This is a genomic window from Streptomyces chrestomyceticus JCM 4735 (assembly GCF_003865135.1).
Taxonomy (GTDB): domain Bacteria; phylum Actinomycetota; class Actinomycetes; order Streptomycetales; family Streptomycetaceae; genus Streptomyces; species Streptomyces chrestomyceticus.
In genome coordinates this window covers 2,851,390-2,864,582 of record NZ_BHZC01000001.1, presented here as the reverse complement: position 1 = coordinate 2,864,582, position 13,193 = coordinate 2,851,390, and the positions used below count along the sequence as shown (strand labels likewise).

Genomic DNA, 13,193 nt, shown 5'->3' with positions numbered 1-13,193 from the left:
GACATCGGTTCCGGAGGGTCCGGCCACGTACCGTCGATACATGACCACTGTCGAAGATGTGCCCGCCGAGGCGAACGACGCCCGCGGGCGGGTCGCCGAGCTGCACGCCATCCGCGAGCAGGCCCGGCGCGGCCCCAGCGAGCGGGCGACCGAGGCGCAGCACGCCAAGGGCAAGCTCACCGCGCGTGAGCGGATCGAGCTGCTGCTGGACGAGGGTTCCTTCCGGGAGGTCGAGCCGCTGCGGCGGCACCGGGCCACCGGATTCGGCCTGGAGGCCAAGAAGCCCTACACCGACGGTGTGATCACCGGCTGGGGCACCGTGCACGGCCGGACCGTGTTCGTCTACGCCCACGACTTCAGGATCTTCGGCGGCGCGCTGGGCGAGGCGCACGCCACGAAGATCCACAAGATCATGGACATGGCCATCGCGGCCGGTGCCCCGCTGGTCTCCCTGAACGACGGCGCCGGCGCCCGTATCCAGGAGGGCGTCTCGGCGCTGGCCGGGTACGGCGGCATCTTCCAGCGCAACACCAAGGCGTCCGGCGTCATCCCGCAGATCAGCGTGATGCTCGGCCCGTGCGCGGGCGGCGCGGCCTACAGCCCCGCCCTGACCGACTTCGTGTTCATGGTCCGCGAGACCTCGCAGATGTTCATCACCGGCCCGGACGTGGTGCGCGCGGTCACCGGCGAGGAGATCACCCAGAACGGCCTGGGCGGCGCCGATGTGCACGCCGAGACCTCGGGTGTGTGCCACTTCGCCTACGACGACGAGCAGACCTGCCTCGAAGAGGTCCGCTACCTGCTGTCCCTGCTGCCGTCGAACAACCGGGAGAACCCGCCGTCGGTGGCGTGCGAGGACCCCGCCGACCGCTCCGGCGACGCCCTGCTGGACGTGGTGCCGGCCGACGGCAACCGCCCCTACGACATGCGCACGGTCATCGAGGAGCTGGTCGACGACGGCGAGTTCCTGGAGGTCCACGAGCGCTGGGCCACCAACATCATCGTGGCGCTGGCCCGGATGGACGGCGAGGTCGTCGGCCTGGTCGCCAACCAGCCGCAGTCACTGGCCGGTGTGCTGGACATCGAGGCGTCCGAGAAGGCTGCCCGCTTCGTCCAGATGTGCGACGCGTTCAACATCCCCATCGTCACGCTGCTGGACGTGCCCGGCTTCCTGCCCGGCGTCGACCAGGAGCACGGCGGCATCATCCGGCACGGCGCCAAGCTGCTGTACGCGTACTGCAACGCCACCGTGCCGCGGATCTCGGTGGTCCTGCGCAAGGCGTACGGCGGCGCGTACATCGTCATGGACTCGCAGTCCATCGGCGCGGACCTGACCTACGCCTGGCCCACCAACGAGATCGCGGTGATGGGCGCCGAGGGCGCCGCCAACGTCATCTTCCGCAAGCAGATCGCGGAGGCGGACGACCCCGAGGCGATGCGGGCGCGGATGGTCAAGGAGTACAAGTCCGAGCTGATGCACCCGTACTACGCGGCCGAGCGCGGCCTGGTCGACGACGTGATCGACCCCGCCGAGACCCGCGAGGTGCTCATCCGCTCGCTGGACATGCTCCGCAACAAGCACGCGGACCTGCCCGCCCGCAAGCACGGCAACCCGCCCCAGTAGGCGGGGCAGCCCGCCCCGCAGGGCGGCAGCCGACCGACCGGCCCCCGACCGGACCTTTCGCAGACCGGAGAAACGACGTGACCACTTCCGTTCAGACCAGCTCCATCCGCGTGGAGAAGGGTGAGGCCAGCGAGGAGGAGCTGGCGGCGCTGACCGCCGTCCTGCTCGCCCGCGCCGCCCACCGTCCGGAGGCCGCCGTGCCGGGCCGCCGCCGCGCCACCGCCGCCCGCTGGCGCCGGCTGGAGCGCCAGCACGGCTTCCGCGGCGCCGGTAGCTGGCAGCGCTGAGCAGCAAGCCGTCCGGGCCCGGTACTCCCACCGAGTACCGGGCCCGACTGCTTTCTTCGCGGGACGTACGCCGTTGCTGCGACGGCCGAAAGAAGGCGTAGGTTCACACCGACTCCGGGGCCGGGAGCTGTCCAATCCGTGATCCCCGTGCTGACATGCGCTCGTCATTGCGCTCCCGGCGTCCACCCCCGGGTCCCGGGAGCCGACCGCAGGACGACCGGAAGGAAAGCCCATGTTCCGCACCTTGGGTGTCGGTGCCGCCGCGGCATCGCTGCTGCTCCTCGCCGGGTCGGCGTCCCCCGCCTCCGCACAGACCTCGCCCCGGTACGGCGAAGAGGCGCCGCCGACCGGACAGATCACCATCACGGTCGCCACCGTCAACGGCTCGGGCTGCCGGCCGGGCAGCGCCGCGGTGGCCGTCGCGCCCGACAACACCGCGTTCACCGTGACGTACAGCGAATACCTCGCCCAGGCGGGCAAGGACAGCAGACCCACGGACTCCCGCAAGAACTGCCAGATCGCGCTGAACGTCCACGTCCCCCAGGGCTTCACCTACGCGATCGCCAAGGCCGACTACCGCGGCTACGCCCAGCTCGCGCCCGGCGCCGTCGGCCTGGAACAGGCGGGCTACTACTTCCAGGGCAGCTCCGAGACGGCCCGCAAGAGCCACCGCTTCACCGGTCCGTACGACGCCAACTGGCAGTCCTCGGACGAGACCGGGATCGACGCGCTGGTCTACGCCCCCTGCGGCGAGAAGCGCTACTTCAACATCAACACCGAGCTGCGGGTGGACGCCAAGGGCTCCGACCCCAAGGCGACCAGCTACATGGCGATGGACTCCACCGACGGCAGCATCAACACCAAGTACCACTTCGCGTGGAAGCAGTGCCCTAGGTAGCAGCCGCGTCGGCAGCGGTCCGTACGGCCACGGGGTCCGCGTGCACCGGTGCGCGCGGACCCTCCGGCTCCGCCGGGCCCTCCGGCACCTTGAGGTACAGCGTCAGGGCGGCGGAGACGACGTACAGCGCCGCGAAGACGATCACGACCCCGGCCGGTCCGAGCGGACCGAGGAAGACGCTGACGACGGCAGGACCGACGAAGGCCGCGCCGCCCGCGCCCAGGTTGAGCAGGGCCATCGCGCCGCCCTTGTTCTCCGGGGCGAGGGCCGGGACCAGGGCCGAGATGGGCACGAATCCGGCCAGCGTGATGCCGTACAGCATGCCCATGATGATCGCCACGGTGTAGTTGCCGCCGACGGCCTTCGGCACGAAGTACAGGGTCAGCGTGGTGACCGCGCAGCCGAGGCCGCCGAACGAGGCGATGGTCCGCCGCCAGCCGATCCGGTCGCCGATCGCCCCGAACAGCAGGTTGCACAGCACGTTGGTGCCGTAGATGACGGCCAGCAGGGTCAGCCAGCGGCCCTGCCCGAAGCCCAGCTCCGAGCCGAAGAAGGTCGGCAGGAAGACCAGGAAGCCGAACTCCGGGGCCGTGTTGATGATGCGTACGACACAGCCGACGGCGACCTTCGGGTGCGTCCAGGCGATGGACAGGCTGGACAGCAGCGACTGCACCGGCCGCACCTCCGGCGGCGCCAGCCGGGCGAACCCGGTGCGCTCCCGGACGCCGAGCAGACAGCAGGCGCCGCCCAGGACGATGATGCCGAGCGCCACCCACAGGGTGCCGAACTGGCCGAACCAGGGGTTGGTGACCCCCGCGACGAGCGAGCCGAGGGTGGGCAGCCCGCCGGTGAAGGCGACGTAGAACCAGCCGACCGCGGTGCCCATCCGGGCCGTCGGCGCGGTCGCGGTGATCCACACGAGGAAGCCGAAGGCGAAGAGCGGGTAGCCGAAGCCGCGCAGCCCGTAGAAGACCAGCATCAGCGGGTAGTTCTGCGGGCCCAGGGCGAAGACCAGGAAGAGCACGTCGAAGACGACCCACACCGCCAGCCCCAGTTGCATCACCCGGCGCGGGCCCCACAGGTCGGACAGGGCGCCGGACAGCCAGGACGCGAGCATCACGGTCACGCCGTACGCGGTGATGACGTACGAGGCGTGCACCTCGGTGCCCGCACCGTGGTTCGCCATGTACGGGGCGATGAAACCCGACTCGACGCCGTCGCCCACCATGAACAGCAGCACGCCGAGATAGCCGAGGACCAGCGGGCCCGGGATGCCGAGCCGGTCGGGGAGCGGGAGCTTCGGTGGGGCCATGGCCTGCCTCCGTGCGGTGCGGTGCGGCGGTACGTGCGGTGGGGGGCGCGCTGCGGCGGCGCGGGTGTGATGTGAGCAGCATGAATCCTGTGAACTTCACATGCAAGATGTGATGCAAGCTTTTCTCTGACGCCTTTCGCGCAACTTGAGCCGCCATTTACGCCAGGAGGGGTGACGGATATGTGATCTGGGTGTTAAATCCAACAGGGACGAAACAAAGGAGTGAGCCCGATGACCACCACCCCCGCCGGCCCCGGACACGACCCCGGAACCTTCCGCGAGGACTGGCTGGAGGGCCTGGCCGACGCCTACGCCCGCACGGTGCGCCGGGTCCCGGACACGTTCGGGGTCGTCGGACGGCACGCGCCGCGCCCCGGCAAGGTCGCGGTCGTCATCGGGGGCGGCTCCGGCCACTACCCCGCCTTCGCCGGGCTCGTCGGCCCCGGCCTCGCCGACGCGGCGGCCGTCGGCGACGTCTTCGCCAGCCCCAGCGCCGAACAGGTCTACCGCACCGCGCGCGCGGCCGACGGCGGCGCCGGGGTGCTCTTCAGCTACGGCAATTACGCCGGGGACGTCATGCACTTCGGCCTCGCCGCACGCCGCCTGGCCGCCGAAGGCACCGACGTCCGTACGGTCCTGGTCACCGACGACGTGGCCAGCGGGCCGCCGCCCGTCGCGGGCCAGGAGGTCGACCCGTCCCACGACCGGCGCGGGGTGGCCGGCGACTTCTTCGTCTTCAAGGTGGCCGGCGCGGCCGCCGAACGCGGTGACGACCTGGCGGCCGTCGCCCGCGCCGCCGAGCACGCCAACGCGATGACCCGCACCTTCGGCGCCGCGTTCGCTGGCTGTACGCTCCCGGGCGCCCGCGAACCGCTGTTCACCGTCGACGCGGGCACCACCGAACTCGGCATGGGCATACACGGCGAACCCGGCCTGCGCACCACCCGCCACCTCACCGCCGCCGAACTCGCCGACGCGCTCGTCGACAACCTCCTCCAGGAACTCCCCGAGCCGCCCGCCGGGAACGACGGCCGGGTCGCCGTCCTCCTCAACGGCCTGGGCCGCACCAAGTACGAGGAGATGTTCGTCGTCTACCGGCAGGTCAACCGCCGCCTGCGCGCCGCCGGGCTGCGCCCGCACCGCCCGGAGGTCGGCGAGTTCGTCACGTCCTTCGACATGGCGGGCGTCTCGCTGTCCGTCATGCTCCTGGACGACGAACTCGCCGCGCTCTACGACGCGCCCTGCGACACCCCCGCCTTCCGCAGCCTCCCGGGCGAGCACACGGAGGCCGCCGACCTCCGCCCGTCCGTACCCGCACCGGCTGCCGTCCCCTCCGCCGCCACCGACGCCCCCGGCACCGACCTCCCCGCCACCGCCGCCCTCCAGGCCGCCCTCGACCTGATCGCCGCCCACGAGGACGAACTGGGCCGCCTGGACGCGGTGGCCGGGGACGGCGACCACGGCATCGGCATCGTCCGGGGCCTGCGCGCCGCCGTCCGCGCGGCCCGCGCGGCCGAACCGGGTCCGTCCGCCGACCCCCGCTCGGCGGGCGCCGCGCTGCTCGCCGCCGGTCTCGCCCTGGCCGACGCCTCGGGCGGCGCGTCCGGCGCCCTGTACGGCACGCTGCTCGCCGAGACCGGCGCCGTCCTCACCCGCGCCGACGGCTACTCCACCGCCCTGTTCGCGGACGCCGCCGACGCCGCGCAGCGGGCCGTCTCGGAACTGGGCGGCGCCCGGGTCGGTGACAAGACGATGCTCGACGCGCTGGACCCGTTCCGGGCCGAACTCCACGCCCGCGCCGGCGAACCCCTGCCCGGCGCCTGGAAGGCGGCCGCCCAGTCCGCCACCCGCGCCGCGGCCGCCACCGCGGACCTCACCCCGTCCCGCGGCCGCGCCGCCCGGATGGGCCCGCTGGGCCACGGCCACCCGGACCCGGGAGCGACGTCGCTGGCGCTCCTGCTCACCGCCACCGCCGACCACCTGGACCGGTAACCCGCCGCCCCGGCAGCGCGAAGCCCCCCGCACCGAGAGGTACGGGGGGCTTCGCGCTGCGGACGCCGTCGGCCGGGCCGGTCAGCGCAGGCGGGCCATGAGAGCGTGCTCGACCAGGGTGATCAGGGCGCTCTTGGCCTCGCTGCGGTGGCGGGCGTCGGTGGTGATGATCGGTGCGTCGGGGCCGATCTGGAGGGCCTCGCGGACCTCGTCCGGCGTGTACGGCTGGTGTCCGTCGAAGCCGTTGAGGGCGATGACGAAGGGCAGGCCGCTGTTCTCGAAGTAGTCGACCGCCGGGAAGCAGTCGGCGAGGCGGCGGGTGTCGACCAGGACGACCGCGCCGATGGCGCCGCGGACCAGGTCGTCCCACATGAACCAGAAGCGGTCCTGACCGGGCGTACCGAAGAGGTACAGGATCAGGTCCTGGTCCAGGGTGATGCGGCCGAAGTCCATCGCCACGGTCGTCGTGGTCTTGTCCGGCGCGTGCGTGAGGTCGTCGATGCCGGCCGACGCCGAGGTCATCACGGCTTCGGTGCGCAGCGGGTTGATCTCTGAGACGGCCCCGACGAACGTGGTCTTGCCCACGCCGAAGCCGCCCGCCACCACGATCTTCGCGGAGGTGGTGGAGCGGGCTGCACCGCTAGAGCTTGCGAAGTCCACTGAGCACCCTTTCGAGCAGTGTCACATCTGGCTGTCCGCCGGCGGTCTCGTCCCCGCCGGGCTGATGGATGGCGACGAGTCCGGCCTCGGCCAGGTCGGCGACGAGGATTCGGGCGACGCCGAGGGGGATGGAGAGAAGGGCCGAGATCTCGGCCACTGACTTGATCTCGCGGCAGAGGTGGCAGATGCGCTGGTGCTCCGGCAACTGGCCCTGCAGCCTGGCCGGGTCGGCGGTCGTGCTGACCAGCGCCTCGATGGCGAGCTGGTAGCGCGGCCGGGTCCGGCCTCCGGTCATCGCGTACGGGCGCACGAGCGGGTTGTGCGCGCCCCCGGTGGGAGCCGACGGGCCGGGCGCGCGCCGCTGGGACTGCGCCGACCGGCTGCGGGGCGCCCGAGGCTGGTCGTACGGCGACGGCTCGTACGGCTGCCGGGAGTCGTACGGCTGCTGCTGGTAGGGCTGCCGGGACTGCGGCGGCTGGGGTGGCCGCTGCTGCCGGCGGCTGGGCGCGGAAGGGAAGTTGAAGCGGTTGTGATGGTGCTCGCCCTGGGGCCCGGACTGCTGTCCGGGACCGTACGGGTATCCGCTCGGGGGCGTTGCCACGTCTCCTCCTTCAACTTGCCAATCTGACGCCGGTCGCGCCACCGCACCCTATGGCGCGGTGGCGGGAAACGCACTGCCTGTCTGCTAGTTGAGAAGGCTGCCCTGCAGTTCGGCGCGCAGGTCGGGCGTCAGCACGGTGCCCGCGCGGTCGACCAGCAGGGCCATCTCGTAACCGACGAGGCCGATGTCGCACTCGGGGTGCGCCAGTACGGCCAGCGACGATCCGTCGGAGACGGACATGATGAAGAGGAAGCCGCGCTCCATCTCCACCACGGTCTGATTGACACTCCCGCCTTCGAAGATGCGGGAGGCGCCGGAGGTCAGCGAGGTGAGGCCGGAGGCCACCGCCGCCAACTGATCGGCTCTGTCCCGAGGGAAGCCCTCGGACATGGCGAGGAGGAGACCGTCCGCGGAGACCACGACCGTGTGGGACACACCGGGGGTGTTGTCCACGAAGTTGGTGATCAACCAGTTCAGGTTCTGCGCCGCCTGGCTCATCGGGCTCACACTAACGCTCCTGATCGTAGGTGCTGCCGGGGCCGAAGCCCTGTTGGTCATTCTGGGGGACCTCCGATTGGTCCGTGCCCACGTTGCGTCCCTGCTGGACCCCGCGCCGCAGGTTGCTCAGCCGGCCGCGGACGTCCTCCGGAGCACGGGAGACCTGCGGGCCGCCCTGCGGGCTCTGCTCCGCGGTGCCCTCGACCAGATTGGCCTTGGGCACCCGCCGGGGCAGACCGGAGGAGGTGACTCCGCCCGCCTTCGGCTCCCGCAGCCGCTCCGCCCGCTGCCAGCGCTCGTCGTTGGCCGAGCGCCACTCGGAGTCGTCCGTACCGGCCTCCGGCGCGTTCCCCTGCGGGGCGGCCGCCGGTTCCTCCTGGGCACGGGGCCTGGAGGACGCCTCCTCGAACGGCTGCCACTGCTGCTGGGGAGCCTGCGGCCGGCCGGCGGCTCCGCGGCGCGGAAGGCCGGCGTCGGTCAGCGGCGGTGTGCCGTTCGGGGTGGGGTCCGGTCGGTCGAATGCTACGCGTTCCGGACCGTCCGCGGGAGCGGGCCGCTGATTCCGGTCGGATTCCGGTTGGCCGCCGAAGTAGCCGGTGTGCGCTCCGTTTTCGGGCCCGCCGTCCTGCTGCCGCGACTCGAACGGGGCGTACGACTGCTGGCCGACGGCCTCGTCGTGACCGACTTCGGCAAGTCCCTGGCCCTGCGGCGACGGGTCCCCGTAGGTGCCCTGTGCCGGTTCCGCATATGCCTGGCCGGGGTGGTTCCCGTAGCCCGCGCCGTGCTGCTGGGCCGGGTCCTGGAACTGCGCCGGGGTCGGGAACTGGCCCGTGTCCTGGAACCGGTCCGGGCTCTGGCCCTGAGCCGGGTCCTGGAACTGTGCCTGGTCGCCGAACTGCGCCTGGTCCTGGAACGGCGCCTGGTCCTGGAACGGCGCCTGGTCCTGGAACTGTGCCTGGTCGCCGAACTGCGCCTGGTCCTGGAACAGCGGCGCCGACGGGTCCTGGTACGGGCCCGGCGTCTGCGCGGGGTGGTGCGAGTCCTGCGCGGGGTGGTGCGAGTCCTGCGCGGGGTGGTGCGAGTCCTGCGCGGGGTGGTGCGGCTGGGTGCCCGCGCCGCCGGCCTGCGCCTCCAGCGCCGCCCGGCGCTCCTCGCGCATCAGCGAGCGGTTGACCGGGTCGAGCCGCGAGGCCCCGCCGTGCTGTCCGTGGCTCAGGCCCAGCTCGTCGAAGCCCAGCTCGGCGGCGGACCGGCCGTCGCTCTCGTACGCGCCCTGCTGGTGCTCGGGCACGATGCGGGAGACGGTGAAGTCGTCGTCGTAGCCGCCCTCCTCCTCGCCGCCACCGCCGTGCGTGATGGGCTCGGGGAGCATGACGAGGGAGGTGGTGCCGGCCTGCTCGCCCGAGGGGCGGAGCTGGACGCGGATGCCGTGCCGGTCGGCGAGCCGGCCGACCACGAAAAGGCCCATCCGCTGGGAGACCGAGGCGTCCACGGTCGGCGGGTTGGCCAGCTTGTGGTTGATGTCCGCGAAGTCCTCGGGGGTGAGCCCGATGCCCTTGTCGTGGATCTCGATCATGACGCGGCCGTCCGGCAGCCGGGTGGCGGCGACCCGCACCTTGGTCTGCGGCGAGGAGAACGTGGTGGCGTTCTCCAGCAGCTCGGAGAGCAGGTGCACGAGGTCGGTCACGGCGGTGCCGTGGATGTCGCCGTCCGGCACGCCGGACAGTTCTATTCGCTCGTACGCCTCGACCTCGGACGTCGCCGCGCGCAGCACGTCGATCAGCGGCACCGGCTGGTTCCAGCGGCGGCCCGGCTCCTCGCCCGCGAGGATGAGGAGGTTCTCGCCGTTGCGCCTCATACGGGTGGCCAGGTGGTCCATCCGGAAGAGGTTCTCCAGTTGGTCCGGGTCGGCCTCGTTGTTCTCCAGCTCGGTGATCAGGGTGAGCTGACGTTCGATCAGGCCCTGGTTCCGCTGCGAGAGGTTGGTGAAGATCGCGTTGACGTTGCCGCGCAGCAGCGCCTGTTCGGCGGCGAGCCGGACGGCCTCGCGGTGCACCTGGTCGAAGGCGCGGGCGACCTCGCCGATCTCGTCGGTGGTGTGGATCGGGATGGGCTGCACCCGGGTGTCGACGCGGCCCGGGTCCGTACGGGAGAGCTGGTCGACCAGGGTCGGCAGCCGCTGCTCGGCGATGCCGAAGGCGGCGGTGCGCAGCCGGCTCATGTTCCGGCTCATCCGGCGGGCCATCATGCCCGCCACCAGGAAGGCGATGACCAGCGCCGCGATCACGATCGCGGAGTCGACGAAGGTGGACCGCCGGGCGTCCGAGGAGATCGCGGCCGCCTCGTCCACCGCCTTGTCGGCGAGGTCCTTCTCGATGGCCCGGTACATGTCGAACGTGCCGGTGGCCGCGGTGAACCAACTCTCCGGCGTGATGCCCTGCGCGGCGAGCTGCTGCGGCGAGGCGCCGGAGGCGATGGCGGTGGCCATCGCGTCGAAGGACGGCGACCCGTCGCTCCGCTTCTTCAGCTTGGCGGCGTCGTCCTTGAGCCGCTGCACGTCCTCGGGGGTACCGCCGGAGGTGTACTCGCCGATGGCGATGTTCTCCAGGTACTTGTACGAGGCGAACGCGGTCAGTTGCTTCTTGTGCTCCTTGCCGCCCTGCGGGGACGCCGGGTCGACCAGCAGGTGCGTACCGATGGAGCGGGTGAGCGACTCGGCGGCCTTGGCCAGCGAGACGGCGTAGACCGTACGGCCGTAGGAGGTGATGTTGCCGGTGCCCAGGCCCAGCTCGTTGGCGAACTCCATCAGCGGGTGCTGGATGGCGACGTAGCCCTCTTCGGTGCGGACGCCGGGAAGCTGCGGCGTGTACGCGGCCTCGCGCAGCTTCGTCAGGCCGGGCTCGGCCTTCTGGAAGGCGGCGAGGCGGCGCTTGAGGCCCTCCTTGGCGGGCATCTCCTTGACCGCGGCGTGGAACGCGCCGGCGGCGGTGTCGGTGGCCCGGCGGGCCTCGCTCACCGCGGGGTCGTCCCGCTTGCCGGCCAGCAGCGGCTGGGCGGTGCGGTCGCGCTCGTCGATGATGGCGTGGCTGTAGGCCGCCGCGGCGCGTACCAGCTTGGCGGTGGCCTCGGCGTCCTGGGCCTCCTGCCAGGTCTCGACGGAGGCGTTGACCCGCAGGCCGCCGAAGACCAGGGCGACGAGTACGGGGATCAGCAGGATCGCGTTGAGGCGGGTGGCCACCCGCCAGTTGCGCGGCGAGAACCGCCCGCCGCTCACGGGGACGGTGGCGACCGGGCTCTCGGCCGCGCCGGGGGCCGGTGCCGCACTGTGCGACGGTGGCGTGAAGTTGCCCCGCCGCGGTTCCTGCGGCTCGGGGCCCGACTTGCTTCGCCTCACTCGACCAACAACCTCTCGGCGCCGGCACCGCACCCTTTTGCGCTGTGCCGTTTTCTTCAGGGCGTCACTACTCCGGAGTTCAGCGAATTTCAGCACGTCAGGACCGTGCGTTCCAAACACTGGGCAAAGGGGCGGCGACGCGCTGAGCACGTCAGATAAAAGGGGCGTTAAGGGCGAGGGGCGGCAAAAGGCGGGAGAAATGTGAGCGCAGCGGAGCCGCGTGTGCGCGCCGGGTGTCGGCGGCGGGTGAATTCTCTGTCGAAACGTTATGAACACGGCCGGCGGCGTGGCCAAGGACACAGATCTTTTGGCGCCGCACGGGAACCGCGGCCGGCCCGGGCCTTTCCGGCGCCGTACGGCACCGGAAAGGACTCTCCTTGCCTGAGGCAACTTACCTGAGGGCGGGGCGGCGTGCCGCCGTCACTTCAGGCGGGCCATGAGAGCGTGCTCGACCAGCGTGATGAGAGCGCTCTTGGCCTCGCTGCGGTGGCGGGCGTCGGTGGTGATGATCGGTGCGTCGGGGCCGATCTGGAGGGCCTCGCGGACCTCGTCGGGCGTGTACGGCTGGTGTCCGTCGAAGCCGTTGAGGGCGATGACGAAGGGGAGGCCGCTGTTCTCGAAGTAGTCGACCGCGGCGAAGCAGTCGGCGAGGCGGCGGGTGTCGACCAGGACGACCGCGCCGATGGCGCCGCGGACCAGGTCGTCCCACATGAACCAGAAGCGGTCCTGGCCCGGCGTACCGAAGAGGTACAGGATCAGGTCCTGGTCCAGGGTGATGCGGCCGAAGTCCATCGCCACCGTGGTGGTGGTCTTGTCCTGGACGTGGCTCAGGTCGTCGATCCCCGCCGAGGCGGAGGTCATCACGGCCTCCGTACGCAGCGGATTGATCTCCGAGACGGCCCCGACGAACGTGGTCTTGCCCACGCCGAAGCCGCCCGCCACCACGATCTTCGCCGAGGTGGTGGACCGGCCGCCCGGTCCGGCGGCCGCCGCGGCGCCGTCAGAGCTTGCGAAGTCCACTGAGCACCCTTTCCAGCAGCGTCACGTCGGGCGTACCGCCGGCCTCGCCACTGCCGCCCGGCTGGTGGATCGCCACCATGCCGGCCTCCGCCAGGTCCGCGACCAGGATCCGGGCCACCCCCAGCGGGATGTGCAGCAGCGCCGAGATCTCGGCGACCGACTTCACCTCGCGGGTCAGATGGCAGATGCGCTGGTGCTCCGGCAGCAGGCCGGGAAGCTGGGACGGGTCAGCGGTCGTGCTGACCAGCGCCTCGATGGCGAGCTGGTAGCGCGGCCGGGTCCGTCCCCCGGTCATGGCGTACGGGCGGACCAGCGGCTGGTCACCTTCGCCCCCGTACGGCGCTTGGCTGTAGGCGCCGTACGGGCCGGGCGAGGCAGGTGGCGGGGTCATGGGGTCCTCCGGACGGGACAACTGACTGTCGTCGGGTTGGGCCGGTGGGGGTGCGGCACGGTGGGCGGTGGGTCGGGTCGTGACGTTCGGCAGGACTCAGTGCAGCAGGCTGCCCTGGAGTTCGGCGCGCAGGTCGGGCGTCAGCACGGTGCCCGCGCGGTCGACCAGCAGGGCCATCTCGTAACCGACGAGGCCGATGTCGCACTCGGGGTGCGCCAGTACGGCCAGCGACGATCCGTCGGAGACGGACATGATGAAGAGGAAGCCGCGCTCCATCTCCACCACGGTCTGGTTGACCACGCCGCCCTCGAAGATGCGGGACGCACCGGAGGTCAGCGAGGTCAGCCCCGAGGCCACCGCCGCCAACTGGTCGGCGCGGTCGCGGGGAAAACCGTCGGACATGGCGAGGAGCAGTCCGTCCGCGGAGACCACCACCGTGTGGGACACCCCCGGGGTGTTGTCCACGAAGTTGGTGATCAACCAGTTCAGATTCTGCGCCGCCTGGCTCATCGGACT

The 13,193-nt window shown here is 71.6% G+C and carries 12 protein-coding genes; 4 read left to right on the top strand and 8 right to left on the bottom strand.

Annotation, left to right across the window (positions count from 1 at the left end; genetic code table 11):
• Positions 1-40 precede the first annotated feature (40 nt).
• The 3 genes from EJG53_RS11775 (at position 41) to EJG53_RS11765 (ending at position 2,809) form a co-directional block, all read left to right on the top strand.
• The gene (locus EJG53_RS11775) at positions 41-1,624 is read left to right on the top strand and encodes an acyl-CoA carboxylase subunit beta (protein WP_031004483.1); all 1,584 of its coding nucleotides are present in this window, start codon (positions 41-43) and stop codon (positions 1,622-1,624) included.
• Positions 1,625-1,701: 77 nt separating this feature from the next.
• Positions 1,702-1,911: an acyl-CoA carboxylase epsilon subunit gene (locus EJG53_RS11770; RefSeq protein WP_031004486.1), complete on the top strand. Its 210-nt coding sequence runs from the start codon at positions 1,702-1,704 to the stop codon at positions 1,909-1,911.
• Between the two features lie 232 nt (positions 1,912-2,143).
• Positions 2,144-2,809 carry a DUF4360 domain-containing protein gene (locus EJG53_RS11765; RefSeq protein WP_125044799.1) on the top strand — a complete coding sequence of 222 codons (666 nt, stop codon included), beginning with the start codon at positions 2,144-2,146 and terminating at the stop codon, positions 2,807-2,809.
• Here the strand turns inward: EJG53_RS11765 and EJG53_RS11760 are convergent.
• On the bottom strand, positions 2,802-4,121 hold the full coding sequence (locus EJG53_RS11760) for an MFS transporter (protein WP_125044798.1): 1,320 nt from the start codon (positions 4,119-4,121) through the stop codon (positions 2,802-2,804). The genes EJG53_RS11765 and EJG53_RS11760 overlap by 8 nt on opposite strands.
• Before the next feature lie 231 nt (positions 4,122-4,352).
• On the opposite strand from EJG53_RS11760, the gene EJG53_RS11755 reads away from it, so the two are divergent.
• Complete coding sequence (locus EJG53_RS11755) at positions 4,353-6,113, top strand: dihydroxyacetone kinase family protein (protein WP_125044797.1); 1,761 nt, start codon at positions 4,353-4,355, stop codon at positions 6,111-6,113.
• An 81-nt stretch (positions 6,114-6,194) separates the two neighbouring features.
• On the opposite strand, the gene EJG53_RS11750 is transcribed toward EJG53_RS11755, so the two are convergent.
• The 7 genes from EJG53_RS11750 to EJG53_RS11720 all read right to left on the bottom strand — a co-directional run bounded on the left by EJG53_RS11750 (position 6,195) and on the right by EJG53_RS11720 (position 13,187).
• Positions 6,195-6,773: a GTP-binding protein gene (locus EJG53_RS11750; protein ID WP_073447656.1), complete on the bottom strand. Its 579-nt coding sequence runs from the start codon at positions 6,771-6,773 to the stop codon at positions 6,195-6,197.
• Positions 6,754-7,374, bottom strand: coding sequence for a DUF742 domain-containing protein (locus EJG53_RS11745; protein ID WP_125044796.1), 621 nt, complete (start codon positions 7,372-7,374; stop codon positions 6,754-6,756). Before EJG53_RS11745 ends, EJG53_RS11750 begins: the two co-directional genes overlap by 20 nt.
• 84 nt (positions 7,375-7,458) lie before the next feature.
• A complete protein-coding gene (locus tag EJG53_RS11740; RefSeq protein WP_018087204.1) occupies positions 7,459-7,872 on the bottom strand; it encodes a roadblock/LC7 domain-containing protein in 414 nt (137 codons plus the stop codon).
• 10 nt (positions 7,873-7,882) lie between these two features.
• Positions 7,883-11,266, bottom strand: coding sequence for a sensor histidine kinase (locus tag EJG53_RS11735; protein ID WP_125044795.1), 3,384 nt, complete (start codon positions 11,264-11,266; stop codon positions 7,883-7,885).
• Positions 11,267-11,686: 420 nt separating this feature from the next.
• A complete protein-coding gene (locus EJG53_RS11730; protein WP_125044794.1) occupies positions 11,687-12,286 on the bottom strand; it encodes a GTP-binding protein in 600 nt (199 codons plus the stop codon).
• Positions 12,267-12,677: a DUF742 domain-containing protein gene (locus tag EJG53_RS11725; RefSeq protein WP_030018343.1), complete on the bottom strand. Its 411-nt coding sequence runs from the start codon at positions 12,675-12,677 to the stop codon at positions 12,267-12,269. Before EJG53_RS11725 ends, EJG53_RS11730 begins: the two co-directional genes overlap by 20 nt.
• A 96-nt stretch (positions 12,678-12,773) precedes the next feature.
• Positions 12,774-13,187 carry a roadblock/LC7 domain-containing protein gene (locus EJG53_RS11720; protein ID WP_030018344.1) on the bottom strand — a complete coding sequence of 138 codons (414 nt, stop codon included), beginning with the start codon at positions 13,185-13,187 and terminating at the stop codon, positions 12,774-12,776.
• Between the last annotated feature and the right edge of the window lie 6 nt (positions 13,188-13,193).

Bases quoted from the DNA above. Each gene is read 5' to 3' on its own strand.
- EJG53_RS11725 (WP_030018343.1), bottom strand. From the start codon at position 12,677: ATGACCCCGCCACCTGCCTCGCCCGGCCCGTACGGCGCCTACAGCCAA.
- EJG53_RS11765 (WP_125044799.1), top strand. From the start codon at position 2,144: ATGTTCCGCACCTTGGGTGTCGGTGCCGCCGCGGCATCGCTGCTGCTC.
- EJG53_RS11740 (WP_018087204.1), bottom strand. From the start codon at position 7,872: ATGAGCCAGGCGGCGCAGAACCTGAACTGGTTGATCACCAACTTCGTG.
- EJG53_RS11755 (WP_125044797.1), top strand. From the start codon at position 4,353: ATGACCACCACCCCCGCCGGCCCCGGACACGACCCCGGAACCTTCCGC.
- EJG53_RS11760 (WP_125044798.1), bottom strand. From the start codon at position 4,121: ATGGCCCCACCGAAGCTCCCGCTCCCCGACCGGCTCGGCATCCCGGGC.
- EJG53_RS11775 (WP_031004483.1), top strand. From the start codon at position 41: ATGACCACTGTCGAAGATGTGCCCGCCGAGGCGAACGACGCCCGCGGG.
- EJG53_RS11720 (WP_030018344.1), bottom strand. From the start codon at position 13,187: ATGAGCCAGGCGGCGCAGAATCTGAACTGGTTGATCACCAACTTCGTG.